The following is a 14596-nucleotide window of genomic DNA, read 5'->3' as shown; positions in this document are numbered from 1 at the left end:
TTTATGTCGATGCCCGAAATGCTGCGACCGAACTCCGTGTGGTCGACGGCGTCGGCAGCAGTTTGGCTGAGGCAGATGAGATCGACGTGCTCGCCAATGCATTGCGAGACGTATTTGAGCTTCACGAAAAAGCAAAGATCAGCTTGGCCGAGTAGGAGGGCCGCACGGAGATAAGCAGCCATTGGGAGAATGGGGGTCAAGATGTCGAAAACCATTTCCGTTGATCTTCGCATGCGTGTACTTGCCGCTGTTGACACCGACGCATCCCATAAAGACGCTGCCGAACATTCTGGCGTGAGAGTAAGCCGTTGCGGGAACCTGCACATCCAGCATGGAATGCTCCACCCGGTCCAGCCGGCGGCGACCGCATCTAAGCATGCCTCATCCCAACGCCAGTCGGCGGAAGCCGTCTTCCGCCTTTTAAAGTATTGCGATCGCCCCAAGCATGAATTACGGCGTGGAATTTTGGCTCTGACTCATCTCGATGATGTTTTGACCCCCCGCCCGGTTTCGCACGGAGAAACAGCGCCATGCGAGCCCGGTTTCGGCCTTACGGCCTGATCCCCGCCGAGTTGAACCCTCCAAATCTAACACTTCCGCATAAGGCAGCCAGTCAGGATTGCCGGTCCGGCTGCTCGCCTAGCGCTTCGACCAGGTATTCCCCTTCGGACAGGGTAGTATGCCATTAGCATCGAGCCGAATTCGAACGCGAACCTCGCCGCGAGCCCCTCTGATTGCTGCTCTACGGCCTTGTTGTAGACGCCGGATGAACAAACCAGTTCTTCAAACACCATTCCCCGTCAGTCTCGGCCTGTTCCATCCTCATGCAATACAGCGAGAGAGAGACACAGCGATGATCATCAACAATCAGCGTGTCGCTGCGATCACCGCGTCGCCTCGAGATGTCTTGACCTATGCGCCGGCCGAATGAGTCGGCGTCGGTTCTGAAGCATTAACGAGCAAAAGGGCCTACGTCGGTCCGCCGGGACGCAGGCCCTTCACCTGACGCAATACAACCGGATCAAAGAGGAGGACTCGCCCGTTTTTCCAGTTCGAGCCCTCAACAGTCTGATTGGCAAGGGATAGTCGCACAACTTTTGAGAGTAGCACATCACCCATTTGGGTTAGGCCGCTTTGACTGAACCAACTTCAAAGCTAATTTCCGGCGCCCATCCGGATCAACCGCTCAGGCGTCATCGGCGGCTGGGGAGGCGTGTTTAGATGAAGGGCCCGTGCAGGCATCATCAATAAGGCAGCGAACAAAGTGACGAGCGTGTGCATTTAATCCTCCTTCTTTGGGCACCCTCGACCAATTTCGCGGGCTACTGCCCATGTCCGAAGATAACGCTCGCACCTGTCGTTTTCCATGGCCTTTAGAACCTAAAAGCGATTGAAATAACTAACCTACTCCCAAAGGTGGAGGGCGCTTCACCTGATCCAACTTCAAAGGACCTACCGATGGATACAAGCGTGGACGCCTCCAGCGGCACTTGATCGCGCTCGGCTATACAAGACGCCATATGAAGCGAACCGCTCTGCCTCTTCGACGATCTCCTGAGGCGCACCGCGAAATATGTCTTCGAAGCTCATTCCGCAGTCTACCTGTCGCCGGTGACTGGGCGGCCGGACCGACACAACTCTTCACGATCTGCAAAGTACAGCGTCCTCTGTGGCGCGACACTGAGGTAGATGAGGTAGCTCTTCCCCAAGCTCCGTTATCCGTCCTCCTCCGTGTTACCTATCCCCAGAACTTGGGGCCGCTGTAGCGGGCCTTCTTTTGTCGGGCTGCCTGTCGGGAACTGGAACAGGAGATAGAGGTTCGGAATTCTCTGTCTGATGGAGACCGCATGCCCTGTATTACTTTAATGTCCGCAAAGACGGTCTCTACGAAGATTCCGAAGGACTTGAGTTCCCTAGCATCGATGAGGCCCATGATGAAGCCATCAAACCCGCTCGTGAGATACTGGCGGAGAAGGTTACAAGTCGGTGCAGTGCAATCCCGAACACAGCATTGCACACGTGCAACTGTCTGCGGCGCTGGTCAAGCTCAATCGGCTGGAGAAAGCAAAGGCAGTTGCCGCACAGGTGCTTGAGCTGCATCCAACGTTTCGTTTAGACGCCATTTCGCCGGCGTTGATTGTGCCCCAGCACTCTCGCAATGTCTTAGGGATGCGCTTCGTGCCGCCGCTCTCCCTGAATAGCCCGTGAAGGCTGCTAGGCGCAACCCGCAGCCGGTAGATAACAATGCAATCGTCGATCCGGTTGCCGCACGCCGTAATACTCAGCAGTAACTTATAAGAGCCAAAGTCGCGACCGGCGACTATTCGGGTCGGATTAAGGGTGCGGTGTCGGACGGAAGTCTGATGGCGCGATAATCGCTTGCGATGGGCAAAGCAAACCCTTTACTATGTCGATGGGTGGAGCAGCAGGGGGCTGCGGTGGTATTTTCTTCGTATGACACATTGGAGCCGGCGGATCTTCGCGTCCTCAGGGCGGTGCTGGAGGAGGTTTGCGTCGAGAAATCGGTCTCGCTGGATCATCCGGACGCTGCTAATATCGCGCGGGATCTCGTGAACTGGTATCTTTTCGGTGTGAAGCATCCAGTTCAACTTAAAAGGATGCTCGAACCACTGGCCTCTGATGAGTGTTTCGCCTGAAGATCGGCTCGTCTGTTACAGAATGTCTTTGGCGTCAGCGCGTCATCGATCTTGGCGGTCAGGAGCGTGACGACCCGGCGCGCCTGTTGTGATACTCCTTTGTCTCGACGGCTCTTCCTACGCGGACAGCTGCGATAACCGCCCCGAGACCGAGAGCCCAGAAACACTTACGGATCGGAAGGAACAGCCAAACATTGCGGGGCCGTTTTTCGCGGTGCGCGGAAGCGATGTAGCTCGAACCAGGCTTTTCGCGTGGTTGACGATTCACGCTTTCACAATCGGCCTGTAACGCCTACGCCGTGGCTAGTGGCGGAATCCCAGCACCACTACGAATTTTGGTCGGGCTCGACAGGAGGCGACGTTTCGATCCGCGCACGACCCTTGAAGTCTGCGCTGGTGGCATGTGATCTCCTTTCCAATCGATCGATATCGAATGGATACCCATCCACTTGTCTAGCCCCCGTTACTGACTATCTTGATCTGCAATACAACTGAGGTTTCAACGTGATCCGGGCCCGGCTTGCCTTTCTTCTTCTTAGCGCCGCTACCACTCCCGTTCTGGTGCTGGCAAGCTTGATGGGGTGGTTCATCATAAATAAGCAGCAGGCTGAGATCGACGCGAGTGTCAAAGACAGGGCAGGCCTCCTGTCAGGTGCGCTCCAGCGCGAGCTTGATACGCAACTGCAGCTTCTGGCGCTGGTCGCCGAGTCTCCACGGATGGACCTCCCAGTCTCGAAAACGAGCTTCGGTGAGACCGCGCGCCGGATCACCACTCGGTTGCCAAACTGGGAGCAGGTGAGGGTCACGAACGAGGACGGCGAAGTTGTCCTCGCGTTTCCTCCTCTCTTGCCTTCCGCCTCCCGCAAGGTGATCGATCAGGAAAGCCACGAACAAGTCTTTCGTACGAACACCGGAGTCATAGGGAATGTCGTGGTCGGAGCCCGCGGAAGGGCTGCGTTTGCCGTTCGCGTGCCGATAGAGAGGGGTGATCGAGTGAGGGCAGTTCTGTCCGTCGTTATTCGCCCTGCGATGATCACCTTGATCCTTCAGCGGAGCGGGCTGCCTAAAAACTGGTCGGCGTGGGTGGTGGACAGCCGCGATAGACTTGTGTCAGCTACCGATGGTCCCGGTTTCGAAGGCCGACCCTCCGCGGAGTTCGCACAGGCCAAGGGATCGGGACGTTTCGACGTTCAGGGTATTGGCAGCTTGCATACGGCGGAGGCATCGCTGTCAGGCATACCGTGGCGCGTCAGAGTTGGATTGCCTTCCGCCGAATACGAAAGGCCGGCACAGCAGGCGACGCTTTTGCTGGTCTTGGCAAGCGGCGCGATTATCTGCCTCTGCGCCACTGCGTCATTCCTCTTCTATCGTGAGATGCAGGTGAGGGCCGCCGAACAGGAAAGCCTCGCGAACTGGCAGCGCATGGATGCGCTTGGGAAGCTGACCGGTCAGGCAGCTCATGACTTCAACAACCTCCTCATGGTCTTCCAATCGGGCGTGGAAGGGATTGAGAGGCGCCGGAACGATGAGGAGCGTGTGACGCGGCTCTTGGGCCACATGAAGGAAGGCCTTTCGCGAGGGAAGAGTATCACCCGTCGTCTCCTTTCCTTCGCTCGGCGCTCCAACCAAGGCGCTGAGCATATAGAGCTTGGACAGAAGCTGGAGGAGATGTCTCCTCTCCTGAAGCAGGCGCTCAACGACAGCATTGCGATCGAAATTCGGCTTCCGGATGATCTTTGGCCAATCCAGGTCGATCCCGCCGGGCTGGAGATCGCGATGATAAACCTACTGACGAACGCTCGCGAAGCGATGGCTGTTGGGGGGCTGGTGACAATCACAGCGCGCAATATTCCAGAGGCAGCCTTTGAGGACAAAAAGTTGAAAGGTCCGATGGTCGCTTTGACGGTGACTGATACAGGATCCGGCATCGCGACGTCTGACATCGAAAGGGTCTTCGAGCCCTTCTTTTCCACTAAGGCAGACGGCGGTCCAGGTCTGGGCCTGACGCAAGTTCACGGGTTCGTGACAAGTTGTGGCGGCCTTATCAAAGCGGCAAGTCTGCAGGGTCATGGAAGCGCGTTCACTTTGCTAATCCCGAGGTCAAATGCGATAGGAGAGGCGAGCGATGGTTCTTTAGCGCATCGGGAACTCCCAGACTGCATCCTGATCGTCGACGACACTCCTGCCTCCCTTGAGTCAGCGCGCTTGGCGTTAGAGGGATTGGTACCCACGCTCTTCACGGCGGGAAACGGCGTGGAAGCCCTTGAGATACTGAAACGAGAGACTGGGATCCGAGGTGTGATCAGCGACATTATGATGCCTGGCATGTCCGGTATCGATCTTGCGGATGAACTCGCTAAAACACACCCCGAGTTGTCGGTAGTGCTCATGACGGGGTACAGCGACAGGCTCGAAGCCGGGGCCGAGGTGGCAATTCCGGTGCTCATGAAGCCGTTCACTCAAAAAGATCTCGTCGCGGCATTCCTGGCGGTACGGTCTTCGAAGGCCGACTACACGAACGTTATACGGCTTGAGCGTTTGTCACAGATCGAAGGCTGATCCCGACCCGACTTGTGCAGAAGAATTTTGGCCCGCAGGCACTACAGCGGCCAAACAGAAAATGTCTCATTGCCTCTGCTATCGCGCTGCTAGAATATCAGCAGTTGATCTTTACATCCGTAGGAGACTTGCGATGGCAGCCACGTCCCGAGGCAGAGCACAGGATCGAGCCAAGGTCGCAGCCGGACAAGATCATGAAGTCCGCTATGAGGCGAAGAAGGAAGGCGTGTCGAAGGATGCGGTCAAGAGAGCCGTGAAGAGCGCCGGGAATTCTCGAAAGAGGTCGAAGCGGAAATCGGCCGACACTGAGCTGTGAAGCTCGCCACCTACAATGTTAACGGCGTCAACGGCCGGCTCGAAGTTCTCCTCCGATGGCTTGAGGAGGCCGGGCCGGACGTCGTCTGCCTGCAGGAGCTGAAGGCGCCGCAGGAGAAGTTTCCGGTCAAGGCGATCGAGGCTGCCGGCTACGGGGCTGTGTGGCTGGGCCAGAAGTCATGGAACGGCGTCGCAATCCTTGCCAAGGGGCGGGAGCCTCACCTCACGAGAAAAGGTCTGCCAGGCGAACCGGAAGACGAGCACAGCCGATATATCGAAGCCATCGTCGACGGCATCGTCATCGGAGGGATCTATCTCCCGAACGGCAATCCATATCCCGGTCCGAAATTCGACTACAAACTTCGCTGGTTCCAGAGGCTGCATGACTTGTGTCAATCGGCGTCCAAAATTGGGTCTGACTCATTCTCGATGATGTTTCGGGTTCTACTGGCCTGGTTCTTGAAGGAGAACCAGCGCCATGCGAGCCTATTTTCAGCCTTCTGATTTAATCCCTGCCGAGTTGAGCGTGGAGGCAGTGCATCCCGGACCCGATGTGATCGTCGTCACCGCCCATGGTCAGTCCCGAGGTTGTAGGTGTCCCGAATGCGGCACGACCTCCATCGTGTTCATAGTCGCTATTCTCGGATTATCACCGATCTGCCGTGTGCGAGCCGAAGGATCAAATTGCACCTGACGGTCCGACGCTTCGTCTGCATTGTCGTCCATTGCCGCCGAAAGATTTTCGCCGAGCGTTTCGGTGATGGCGTGATCCGACCCATGGCCCGCCGGACAGCGCGCCTGGAGACCTTGGTTCACCATCTCGCTTTGGCATTGGGTGGTCGGCCAGCAGCACGGTTCGCAGATCGTCTCGGGTTACCGGTTAGCAATGATACGCTACTGCGAACAGTTCGCCGATATGATCGCCCACCACCCCCGCCAAGCGTCATCGGCATTGATGACTGGGCGTGGCGTCGCAATCACCGATATGGCACTATCATCTGCGATCTGGAGCGGCGAAAGACGATCGCATTATTGCCCGACCGAGAACCCTCGACCGCAAAGGCTTGGCTGGTCAAGCAGCCGCAGATCGAAATCGTCGCGCGAGACCGCGGCGGCGGGTATGCGCAGTCCGCTGCACAAGCCCTGCCACACGCCGAACAGGTCGCCGACCGCTGGCATCTGATGGAAAACGCCAGCCACGCCTTTCTTGACGCCGTTCGCAAGTCAATGCGGCAGGTCCGCATTGCAATCGGCACAGCAACTGTAAATCCAAAGCTTCTGACAGCGGCCGAGCGACTGCAATATGAGGGATATCTGCGGCGTGAAGATGCAAACGCCGTCATCCGTGGTCTCGTCAGCGAAGGCGTATCCATCAAGGAGATCGTGCGCAGAACCGGGCACAGCCGAAAGCTGGTTCGCAGTGTTGTTCGTGGTCAACAGACCGACATCTTCAGGGTCCGGCAAACCTCCCTGGAACCGCATCTGCCTTGGCTTGAAGCGCAATGGGACGCCGGATTGCGGAACGGCGCTGAACTTTGGCGGCAGCTTCGGTTGACTGGCTTCGGCGGCGGTCTCCGCGTTGTAACTGAATGGGCAACGCGGCGAAGGCGTGCCGAAAAGGCCGAGAACGGGCTCGGACATGCGCCGGCCGCACGCACCATCGTCCGCCTGATGACGCTTGAACGCAACAACCTGACCACGGCTCAAACGATGACAGTCGCCGCCATCGAAGAGAGGTTACCGGATCTTGTGGAGGCCAGGGACGTCGTCGAGAGCTTCCACAAAATGCTGCGCAGCAAGTCTAAAGATGATCTGGAAGCTTGGATCGACCGCGCGGCGGGAAGCCTGGTCGCGTCATTCGCTAACGGCGTCATCCGCGACCGGGCAGCGGTCCAGAATGCAATAACTTCGATGTGGTCGAACGGCCAGACTGAGGGCCAGATCACAAAGCTCAAACTCATCAAGCGGCAGATGTACGGCCGCGGAAAGCTGGATCTGCTCGAAGCACGTGTTGTCGGAGCGCCATGATGTCATCGAGATTGCGTCAGACCCCCGTTACGACGCCGATTGACAGAAGACCTCCGAGCAAGGCCGCGACTACCTCTCGGTCAAGCTTGACGATCCGAGCTTCCCGGCTCCGATCTACGCAACGCTCGCTGAAGTCGAAGGCGAGGACGGCCTCCAGTTCATCTGGTCCCGCCCGAACCGGGATTGATTGACATCACGAGGCTCCGCCCCACCGGCGGAGCCTTTCCCGCATCGGAACGGCGGCGCGCAATTAGCGCCCGTCGAATCTGGTGAGCATCTTGCGCAACTGCGCGTTCTGCTCGATGAGCTTCTTTGCAAGCTGGCGCCGGAGCGCAACAACCTCCACATCCAGGTTAGCCATTTCAGCCGCGAACGATTTCGGGCCGGCGGCGACGGCAGGGGTGACCTCGTCGGACTGGGTGGTGGAAACCACAGGCTCCACGGCTGGATTGATCTTGTTTCGACGTGCCGGCGCTCGCTTCACCAGAGTTTCGGCAGCTTCGGTCAGCGTGGGAGAAGGCGACTTTTCCTCAGTTTGTTGCGGGGAGAGAAAAACAGGCTCCTCGTCACCGACCTGGCCAGCAGGAGCGTCCGTTGCAACTGCGGCCGCCGTTTCGATGTCCTTCGATCCAGCATCTGGTTCGAGCGGGCTTGCCTCGACTTGCGCTTCGGACTCGGACTCAGCGGAGCGGTCGACTGCCGTTTCGTCGTGGGAAGGTTTTTCCTCTTCGGGTGAAGGCTTATATTCGAGAGCAATGGTCGTCAGCGCGACCGCGGGGCTCTCCTCATAGCTATCTGGTTTCGGTTTACGCGACACCAGGTCAGCCACAAATCTCCATGGTGTTCTCATTGCATTTACCTTCAAGCATGGCGGCGGGGACATTGCCGCAGTCATTCATTGTCACCAAAACCGCATTGATTCAGGCTCAATCATAGGAAAGATTGACGGCGCCATCGTATGGAAACGCGTGGCGCCGCTCAAAACCAGAATTCAGGCCTTGCCAAGGCGCTTGCGCAGATCCGCATTTTCGGCGCGCAGCTTTTCCGAGAGCTCCTTGCGAAGCTGCTTATTCTCTTCCTCAAGCTTGATGAGGTCGGCGATATCGTCGAGGACGTCAACAGGGGTGGCGACGGGAGCGGAAGCAGCAGCTCCGACGCGGGGCGCGCGAGCAGCGGCCGCCTTGGGTGCGGGAACGGCCTTTTCAGCCTTGACCGGAGCCGCCTTGGAGCCACGCTTCGCACGCGTTTTCTTGACCGGCTTTTCGGCAGGTGCAGCGGTCGAATCGACGGTGCTGGCTTCGGCCGCGACTTTCGGCGTGCGTGGCTTGCGGGTCTTCTTTTCAACGGCGGCTTCGGTCGTGGCAGGGGTCTCAATCGCAGTTTCGTCAGCCATCAGTGTTCTCCTCTGTTAGGCGGTCAAGCTTTCGATTCGCCTTTTCTCAAAGTCAATGTGGGGAGCCGTGTTTTCGCCTGCATAAGGCGTTTGCTACGCCACCATCGGCGACGCCTTCTCCTCTACCAGGGAAGCCTGACCAGGCATCGATTTCCTGAAAGAGGTTTTTCCCAAGGGAACGCCCGAAGAACTGGCGGCCTATATCGGTGGTGAGAGGCGCAAGATTCAGACGGCAACAGCTGCCCGCGCATAGGCGGCAGGCGGCATTCCCACATGCCGATTGAAAGCGACGCTGAAGGCGCTTGTCGATCCGTAGCCGACGCGTTCGGCGATTTCGGCCAACGCGATCTCCTCCCGAAGAAACTCTTTCGCCAGCGCCATGCGCCATCCCGTCGCGTATTCCATCGGCGCGACACCAACTTCTTTGCGGAAACGATCGAAGAAGGTCGAACGAGACATGGCGGCTTCTCGAGCAAGCGTCTCCACCGTCATGCTGCGACCCGGATCTGCATGGATCCGTCGCAGGATCGGCGCCAGCAGCGGATCGGCCATACCACGCAGGAGGCCCGGGGGCGCCTTGGCATTGGCTGCTGATCGTAGCGCATCGATGAATAGCACTTCGAGCAGTCGATGAAGCACCATCTCCCGCGCGACCCGGTCAGCTCGCGTCTCCTCGTTTATCATCTGGACCAGGGCCATCAGTCGCCCTTCACCTTGAATATGGATGACCTCCGGTAGTAGCGAAACGAGAAGAGCTCTGTCATCCGAGCCGAAATCACAATGCCCGACCAGTGCCTTGATCTCTGCCGGCGCTTCCGGATCGCCCAGCCGGAAGGCACCGGGGCTGGTTTCCAAACGCTGGGCAAGTGCGCCGCGTGGCGGTGGCTCCATGCTGCTCATCGTGAACGAGAAGATCTTTGGGACCAAGACGAAGTCACCTGCAGTCAGCACCATGGCCTCACGACCGGCGATCGTCATCAGGCAACGTCCTTCGACCACGGCGCAGTAGAAAGGGCTTCCGAGCTCCGTACGCTCAACCAGCCACCGACCGCCGCCCGTCACAAGCTTTGAGATCGACGGGCTCGGCTTCAACAAGGAAACAACTTCCGCAACCGGATCGGTCATTATTCGGACTTCCGCTAAACACTTTCGGATATACGCATATAGCAGGTCCGGGGAATCAGGTCCATCTTCAGCCTAGTTAAATGTCAGGAGACGGAACATGCCAAAGATCCTCATCACCGGTTGCTCGTCCGGTTTCGGCCTCGCCATCGCGCAGAAATTCGTGGAGGCCGGGTGGAACGTGATCGCGACCATGCGCACGCCGCGAAACGACCTTCTTCCCTCGAACGACCGGCTCGAAATCCTGCCGCTCGATGTCACGAGTGCCGACAGTATCGCGAACGCGGTCGAAGCCGCCGGCACGATCGATGCTCTGGTCAACAATGCCGGCGTCGGCATGCTCAACGTGCTGGAGGGTACGGAGATGTCGAAGATCCGCGAACTTTTCGAGACCAATGTCTTCGGTGCGATGGCCATGACCAAAGCCGTTCTCCCGCAGATGCGGGCCCGTCGCTCAGGCGTCATCGTCAATGTCAGCTCCGCCGTCACGATAAGGCCGTTGGCCGCGCTCGCGGTCTACACCGCCAGCAAGGCGGCCCTCAATGCTTTCACGGAAAGCCTCGCACTTGAAGCGGCTCTGTTCGGCATCCGCGCCAAACTTGTTTTGCCTGGCTCGGCGCCGACGACCGGCTTCGGCAAGAATGCTGTCTCGCGCATGGGCATGGAAATCCCGGAGCCATATACCGCCTTTGTCCACGAGTACATGACGAAGCTGCGTTCGGGCACTGAGGTCACGACGGCGGATGCGGTTGCAGAGGCCGTCTGGCGGTCTGTGACAGAGATCGACGCGCCAATGAAGATCCCCGCCGGCGCCGATGCGGAAACCGCGTTCCGCGAGGCGGGACATTCGCTCGCCTGAACATCACCATCCGAAATCCACCATTGAAGGTCTAGACCATGAACAATCTGATCAATCTTGCGAAACATATTCCGACGCCTGAAGCCACTCTCACCGTGGCCTACACGCCTATCCGTCTTCCGATGCCAGGGCGCCAACCGCTTGAACTGCGACTGACCGCGCCAGCTGCGGGAAGTAACCTGCCGATCCTGCTGCTGTCGCATGGCTACGGCCCATCCAACTATATCCCTTCAAAGGACGGCTACGCTCCTCTTGTCCAGTTCTGGGCGGAGAGGGGGTTCGTGGTGATCCAGCCGACCCATGCGAGTTCGCGGGTCGGTGGCCTGCCCTCGGCTTCACCTGGCGCACCGTTCTTCTGGCGCGAGCGTGTTGAGGAGATGAAGGCGATCCTTGACCAGTTGGCTGAGATTGAACGGCGAGCGCCGGCCGTTGCTGGCCGGATGGATCATGCTCGCATCTGCGCGGTGGGCCATTCCTTTGGCGGCCACACGGTTGGGCTCCTGCTCGGTGCACAGCTGGATGGTGAGGACTTTTCCGACCCTCGCATCTCAGCGGGCGTTCTCCTGACAACGCCGGGACGCGGCGGCAAGGACATGACGCCTGAGAGTGCTGCGCGGTTTCCGTTCTTCGACGTCGATTTTTCGACGCTCTCGACACAGAGCCTGGTCGTTTGCGGTGACATGGACAATCCGCATTTTACAACCCGCGGCCCTGATTGGCATGCGGATGCGTTTCATGACGCGCCAGGCGCATTCTCCATGCTGATGATGCACGGCGTCGGGCATGGCCTTGGCGGGATCGCCGCGCTCGACGCAAAGGAAACAGAGACTGAAGCGCCAGACGTGCTTGAAGCGACCCGGCGTCTCACGCTCGCATGGCTTCAGAGCGCGCTCGGCGCGGACGAAGGCGCTTGGCCGAGAGCGCGGCTGGCACTTGAAAGCGAAGCCGCCCCGCTTGCGACGATCACGGAGAAGCGCTGAACTGCCGAGGAGCTTGGGGCGCCGGCGCTCGACGCCGGGCCGTGGCGTCCGCAGATCGCGGCTGGGAGAGCGCCCGGCAGACAAATCCCGGCTTGTTATCCATACCAAAAGTGCGCGTACTGGTATCTGACAGTCAGTACAGTATCCGCAGGCTTAGCCTTCATGCTCAGTGTGTCCGTCTAGGATCAGTAGCGTGTTGATGGGCGACAGCCGTGCGCTGCAACCAAGCGTCAGTATCTCTTCCTCCTGACAACCTTGTTCCCTCGCGGCCCACTTAGAACAGGTGTCCGGTCACGGTTTTCCGCGTGCAGACCGCGCCAACGTTCGAGGCGATCCGGATCGAGGGTGCCGCTCGCGATCGCGGCCTGGACTGCACACCCCGGTTCATGGGCATGGGTACAGTCACGAAACCGGCAGAGTGGAGTGAGCTCGGTGATCTCTGCGAACAGCGTGTCTATTCCGTCAGAAATGTCGCTGACGTAGAGCGTTCTAATCCCCGGCGTGTCGATGACCCAGCCACCGCCTGGAATGGCATGCAGAGACCGCGCCGTGGTGGTATGACGTCCCTGCGCATCATACTCACGGACGGCTCCGGTCTTCTGATTGGTTCCAGAGCCCGACAGCGTGTTCACCAGTGTCGACTTCCCAACACCTGATGATCCTACCAACGCGACTGTCTGACCGATTCCCAGCCACGGTTTCAACAAGGAGATTGCATCGGCTGAGCGTCCATTCAGTGCGACCACCGGCAGGTCGCGTCGCAATGCCTCGGCCTGCGCCTGAAACTGGCCGACATCCTCCGCAGTATCGGCTTTCGTCAATACGATGACCGCATCGCTCCCCGCCTCGCCTGCCATTATCAGGTAACGTTCAAGCCGTGCCGGATCAAAATCGGCGTTGCATGAAGTTACAATGAAGAGGGTATCGACGTTGGCGGCAACCAGTTGCTGCTGGCCTCGGCTGTTTTCCGGCCGTCGCTGAAACACGCTCTTCCGGTCAAGCCTCGTGACGAGCATATCGGTCAATGGATCGGCAAGGACCCAGTCGCCGACAGCGAAATCAGCGGTATTGCTGTTTCCCGGCAGCTCCAAGCCGACAGGCCCTGTCACATCGATTGCCTCGATGCGTGCGCGGTGGACAGAAGCGATACGCCGCGGAGCGAGATCAGCCTCTCTGGGTCCGACTTGATCCGCAAAAAACGGGGACCAACCGAGCCGCTCCAGGGCCAAGGGAGTTTTGTCCACTCTCAAGTTTTGTCTCGCCTACTTCCGGTATCGAGCTTTGGCAAGGAGTTCGCATAAGCAGCAGCCTCCCCGGAATACGGAAACTCTTCACCGATTTGACGATCGCCGTCGAAGACTTTGAAGGTCGGCCCTTCGAGCTCGACGATCTTGTAGCCGTTTACATAGTCGAACTTTGGCGTTTTCCAGCCCATTGGAAGCCTTTCCGTCGCGCCACTATCTCGATTGCCGAAATCATGGCGTCCGTTACATCCGCAGAAGCTTCCTTGTATCAGGTGGATGGATAAAAACGATCTACAAATGCTGTGGTCTCGCAATAGCCGTCAACGCCGATCGTGCCTGTGCCCGAACCCCGCTCCTGGCCGACCGATGCTCAACTGGTCGTCATCTGCCGTTCATGCGGACATGGCTGCCATGCTTCCTTGTGGCTTCTCACCCCAACTGGCGTGTCGCGGGCGGGACCAACCGCGACTAGACAAAATGGCGGGTTCGAGGCGTGCGCGTAGCTGACCAGAATGACGAATTTCAAATGTTGCAGGGACCATTCCGCCCCTTTGAGCCGTTAGCAGTCCAAAGGCAGTTTTCAGGAGGGAAGACAATCATGTCTCAGCGTTTGAAAGTGAAGGAAATGGTCATGCAGATGCACGAGAAGAACCTTGTGCTGATGAACATTCTTCGCGATATCGCCGAAAACGAGATGGGGGACTTCGCCCCGGGCACGACCGAGGCGGAGATCGCTCGGTGCCTCGCGGACAGGGCAGCACGGCGGACCGAAATTCTTGGCGAAATTCGTTACGTCCTGCATCAGGAAGACTTGGCACAACGCGTTCAGGCATGAGCCGCAATTCGGTAAGTGCTGCCGGTGGGCCATAGTATTCCAATGACTTAGCGCCTTCGGGCGTATCAGCGCGTGAGGTGGCCCGCAAGGACCGTGTATATAAGGGGTCGCCGATCGCGGGTCTTTCGCGAGTCCACAACCAAAAGACGAATATAACGTTTTTTGAAAACTAAACGTTGACAATCCTGCTGTCGTGCCTTATGTATCGAGTATCGATCTTTTGCTTGCCGAGCTTTGTCTACCGCGCGATTGGCACCGCGCTCTAAGCGAACTTCTCTTTCAAAAATAGTCGGTTTTCGTCCGCGTGGCACCAGCTTCGCGGTTTCTCACTCTATGCTTTGAAAGGGTTCATCATGACCACTGGCACAGTAAAATGGTTTAATTCCACCAAGGGCTTCGGCTTCATCCAGCCTGACGACGGCGGCGCTGACGCCTTCGTTCACATCTCGGCAGTCGAACGCGCCGGTATGCGCGAACTCGTTGAAGGCCAGAAGATCGGCTTCGAACTCGAGCGCGATCGCAAGTCGGGCAAGATGTCGGCCTGCAACCTGCAGTCCGCTTAATCGATATCCTGCTTCCCTTTGACCACGGATGTACTGGCACT

At 58.4% G+C, this 14596-nt stretch carries 13 protein-coding genes and 4 pseudogenes; 12 read left to right on the top strand and 5 right to left on the bottom strand.

All coding sequences use genetic code 11. The annotated features are described in order from the left end of the window. Positions 1 to 1852: 1852 nt before the first annotated feature. The 8 genes and pseudogenes from J2X76_RS31670 to J2X76_RS25705 form a co-directional block, all read left to right on the top strand. A pseudogene (locus tag J2X76_RS31670) lies at positions 1853 to 1927 on the top strand (DUF6894 family protein); the annotation flags it as partial. 59 nt (positions 1928 to 1986) lie between these two features. After that, the gene (locus tag J2X76_RS25735) at positions 1987 to 2208 is read left to right on the top strand and encodes a hypothetical protein (RefSeq protein ID WP_310220338.1); all 222 of its coding nucleotides are present in this window, start codon (positions 1987 to 1989) and stop codon (positions 2206 to 2208) included. A gap of 176 nt (positions 2209 to 2384) precedes the next feature. Next, positions 2385 to 2657 (top strand): hypothetical protein, encoded by a 273-nt coding sequence (locus J2X76_RS25730; protein ID WP_310220336.1) that lies wholly within the window; start codon positions 2385 to 2387, stop codon positions 2655 to 2657. A gap of 576 nt (positions 2658 to 3233) precedes the next feature. Beyond that, complete coding sequence (locus J2X76_RS25725; RefSeq protein ID WP_310220335.1) at positions 3234 to 5216, top strand: response regulator; 1983 nt, start codon at positions 3234 to 3236, stop codon at positions 5214 to 5216. Between the two features lie 133 nt (positions 5217 to 5349). Continuing rightward, positions 5350 to 5525 (top strand): annotated as a pseudogene (locus tag J2X76_RS25720) (DUF3606 domain-containing protein). A gap of 3 nt (positions 5526 to 5528) precedes the next feature. Beyond that, positions 5529 to 6035 (top strand): exodeoxyribonuclease III, encoded by a 507-nt coding sequence (locus J2X76_RS25715; RefSeq protein WP_310220333.1) that lies wholly within the window; start codon positions 5529 to 5531, stop codon positions 6033 to 6035. After that, positions 6010 to 7559, top strand: a pseudogene (locus tag J2X76_RS25710) (ISL3 family transposase). The gene J2X76_RS25715 and the pseudogene J2X76_RS25710 overlap by 26 nt, the downstream one beginning before the upstream one ends. 43 nt (positions 7560 to 7602) lie before the next feature. Continuing rightward, positions 7603 to 7746, top strand: a pseudogene (locus J2X76_RS25705) (DUF736 family protein); the annotation flags it as partial. Positions 7747 to 7809: 63 nt separating this feature from the next. Here the strand turns inward: J2X76_RS25705 and J2X76_RS25700 are convergent. The 3 genes from J2X76_RS25700 to J2X76_RS25690 all read right to left on the bottom strand — a co-directional run bounded on the left by J2X76_RS25700 (position 7810) and on the right by J2X76_RS25690 (position 10077). Further along, positions 7810 to 8388: a hypothetical protein gene (locus J2X76_RS25700; protein ID WP_310220332.1), complete on the bottom strand. Its 579-nt coding sequence runs from the start codon at positions 8386 to 8388 to the stop codon at positions 7810 to 7812. Between the two features lie 162 nt (positions 8389 to 8550). Continuing rightward, a complete protein-coding gene (locus J2X76_RS25695) occupies positions 8551 to 8952 on the bottom strand; it encodes a hypothetical protein (protein ID WP_310220331.1) in 402 nt (133 codons plus the stop codon). A 225-nt stretch (positions 8953 to 9177) separates the two neighbouring features. Beyond that, positions 9178 to 10077, bottom strand: a complete 900-nt coding sequence (locus tag J2X76_RS25690; protein WP_310220330.1) for an AraC family transcriptional regulator — start codon at positions 10075 to 10077, stop codon at positions 9178 to 9180. Between the two features lie 97 nt (positions 10078 to 10174). Here J2X76_RS25690 and J2X76_RS25685 point away from each other — a divergent pair, with 97 nt between their 5' ends. Further along, positions 10175 to 10933, top strand: coding sequence for an SDR family oxidoreductase (locus J2X76_RS25685; RefSeq protein ID WP_310220328.1), 759 nt, complete (start codon positions 10175 to 10177; stop codon positions 10931 to 10933). A gap of 38 nt (positions 10934 to 10971) precedes the next feature. Beyond that, positions 10972 to 11913 (top strand): dienelactone hydrolase, encoded by a 942-nt coding sequence (locus tag J2X76_RS25680; protein WP_310220327.1) that lies wholly within the window; start codon positions 10972 to 10974, stop codon positions 11911 to 11913. Between the two features lie 230 nt (positions 11914 to 12143). Here the strand turns inward: J2X76_RS25680 and rsgA are convergent, their stop codons facing one another. Both rsgA and J2X76_RS25670 read right to left on the bottom strand, forming a co-directional pair. Beyond that, entirely contained in the window at positions 12144 to 13142 is a 999-nt protein-coding gene (rsgA, locus tag J2X76_RS25675) for a ribosome small subunit-dependent GTPase A (RefSeq protein WP_310220325.1), read from the bottom strand. 17 nt (positions 13143 to 13159) lie between these two features. Continuing rightward, positions 13160 to 13348, bottom strand: a complete 189-nt coding sequence (locus J2X76_RS25670; RefSeq protein WP_310220323.1) for a hypothetical protein — start codon at positions 13346 to 13348, stop codon at positions 13160 to 13162. 407 nt (positions 13349 to 13755) lie between these two features. On the opposite strand from J2X76_RS25670, the gene J2X76_RS25665 reads away from it, so the two are divergent. Both J2X76_RS25665 and J2X76_RS25660 read left to right on the top strand, forming a co-directional pair. After that, positions 13756 to 13992: a hypothetical protein gene (locus J2X76_RS25665; protein WP_310220321.1), complete on the top strand. Its 237-nt coding sequence runs from the start codon at positions 13756 to 13758 to the stop codon at positions 13990 to 13992. A 353-nt stretch (positions 13993 to 14345) separates the two neighbouring features. Next, a complete protein-coding gene (locus tag J2X76_RS25660; RefSeq protein WP_016736157.1) occupies positions 14346 to 14555 on the top strand; it encodes a cold-shock protein in 210 nt (69 codons plus the stop codon). Positions 14556 to 14596 lie beyond the last annotated feature (41 nt).

The sequence above is a fragment of the Neorhizobium sp. 2083 genome (assembly GCF_031455615.1).
Taxonomy (GTDB): domain Bacteria; phylum Pseudomonadota; class Alphaproteobacteria; order Rhizobiales; family Rhizobiaceae; genus Neorhizobium.
Note: the sequence above shows the minus strand (reverse complement) of the source record. Positions and strands in the feature narration are given on the sequence as shown.

Excerpts from the sequence above, each read along its gene's own strand:
- J2X76_RS25665 (WP_310220321.1), top strand. The coding sequence starts at position 13,756 with ATGTCTCAGCGTTTGAAAGTGAAGGAAATGGTCATGCAGATGCACGAG.
- J2X76_RS25690 (WP_310220330.1), bottom strand. The coding sequence starts at position 10,077 with ATGACCGATCCGGTTGCGGAAGTTGTTTCCTTGTTGAAGCCGAGCCCG.
- J2X76_RS25725 (WP_310220335.1), top strand. The coding sequence starts at position 3,234 with ATGGGGTGGTTCATCATAAATAAGCAGCAGGCTGAGATCGACGCGAGT.
- J2X76_RS25670 (WP_310220323.1), bottom strand. The coding sequence starts at position 13,348 with ATGGGCTGGAAAACGCCAAAGTTCGACTATGTAAACGGCTACAAGATC.
- J2X76_RS25695 (WP_310220331.1), bottom strand. The coding sequence starts at position 8,952 with ATGGCTGACGAAACTGCGATTGAGACCCCTGCCACGACCGAAGCCGCC.
- J2X76_RS25680 (WP_310220327.1), top strand. The coding sequence starts at position 10,972 with ATGAACAATCTGATCAATCTTGCGAAACATATTCCGACGCCTGAAGCC.
- J2X76_RS25660 (WP_016736157.1), top strand. The coding sequence starts at position 14,346 with ATGACCACTGGCACAGTAAAATGGTTTAATTCCACCAAGGGCTTCGGC.
- J2X76_RS25685 (WP_310220328.1), top strand. The coding sequence starts at position 10,175 with ATGCCAAAGATCCTCATCACCGGTTGCTCGTCCGGTTTCGGCCTCGCC.
- J2X76_RS25730 (WP_310220336.1), top strand. The coding sequence starts at position 2,385 with ATGGGCAAAGCAAACCCTTTACTATGTCGATGGGTGGAGCAGCAGGGG.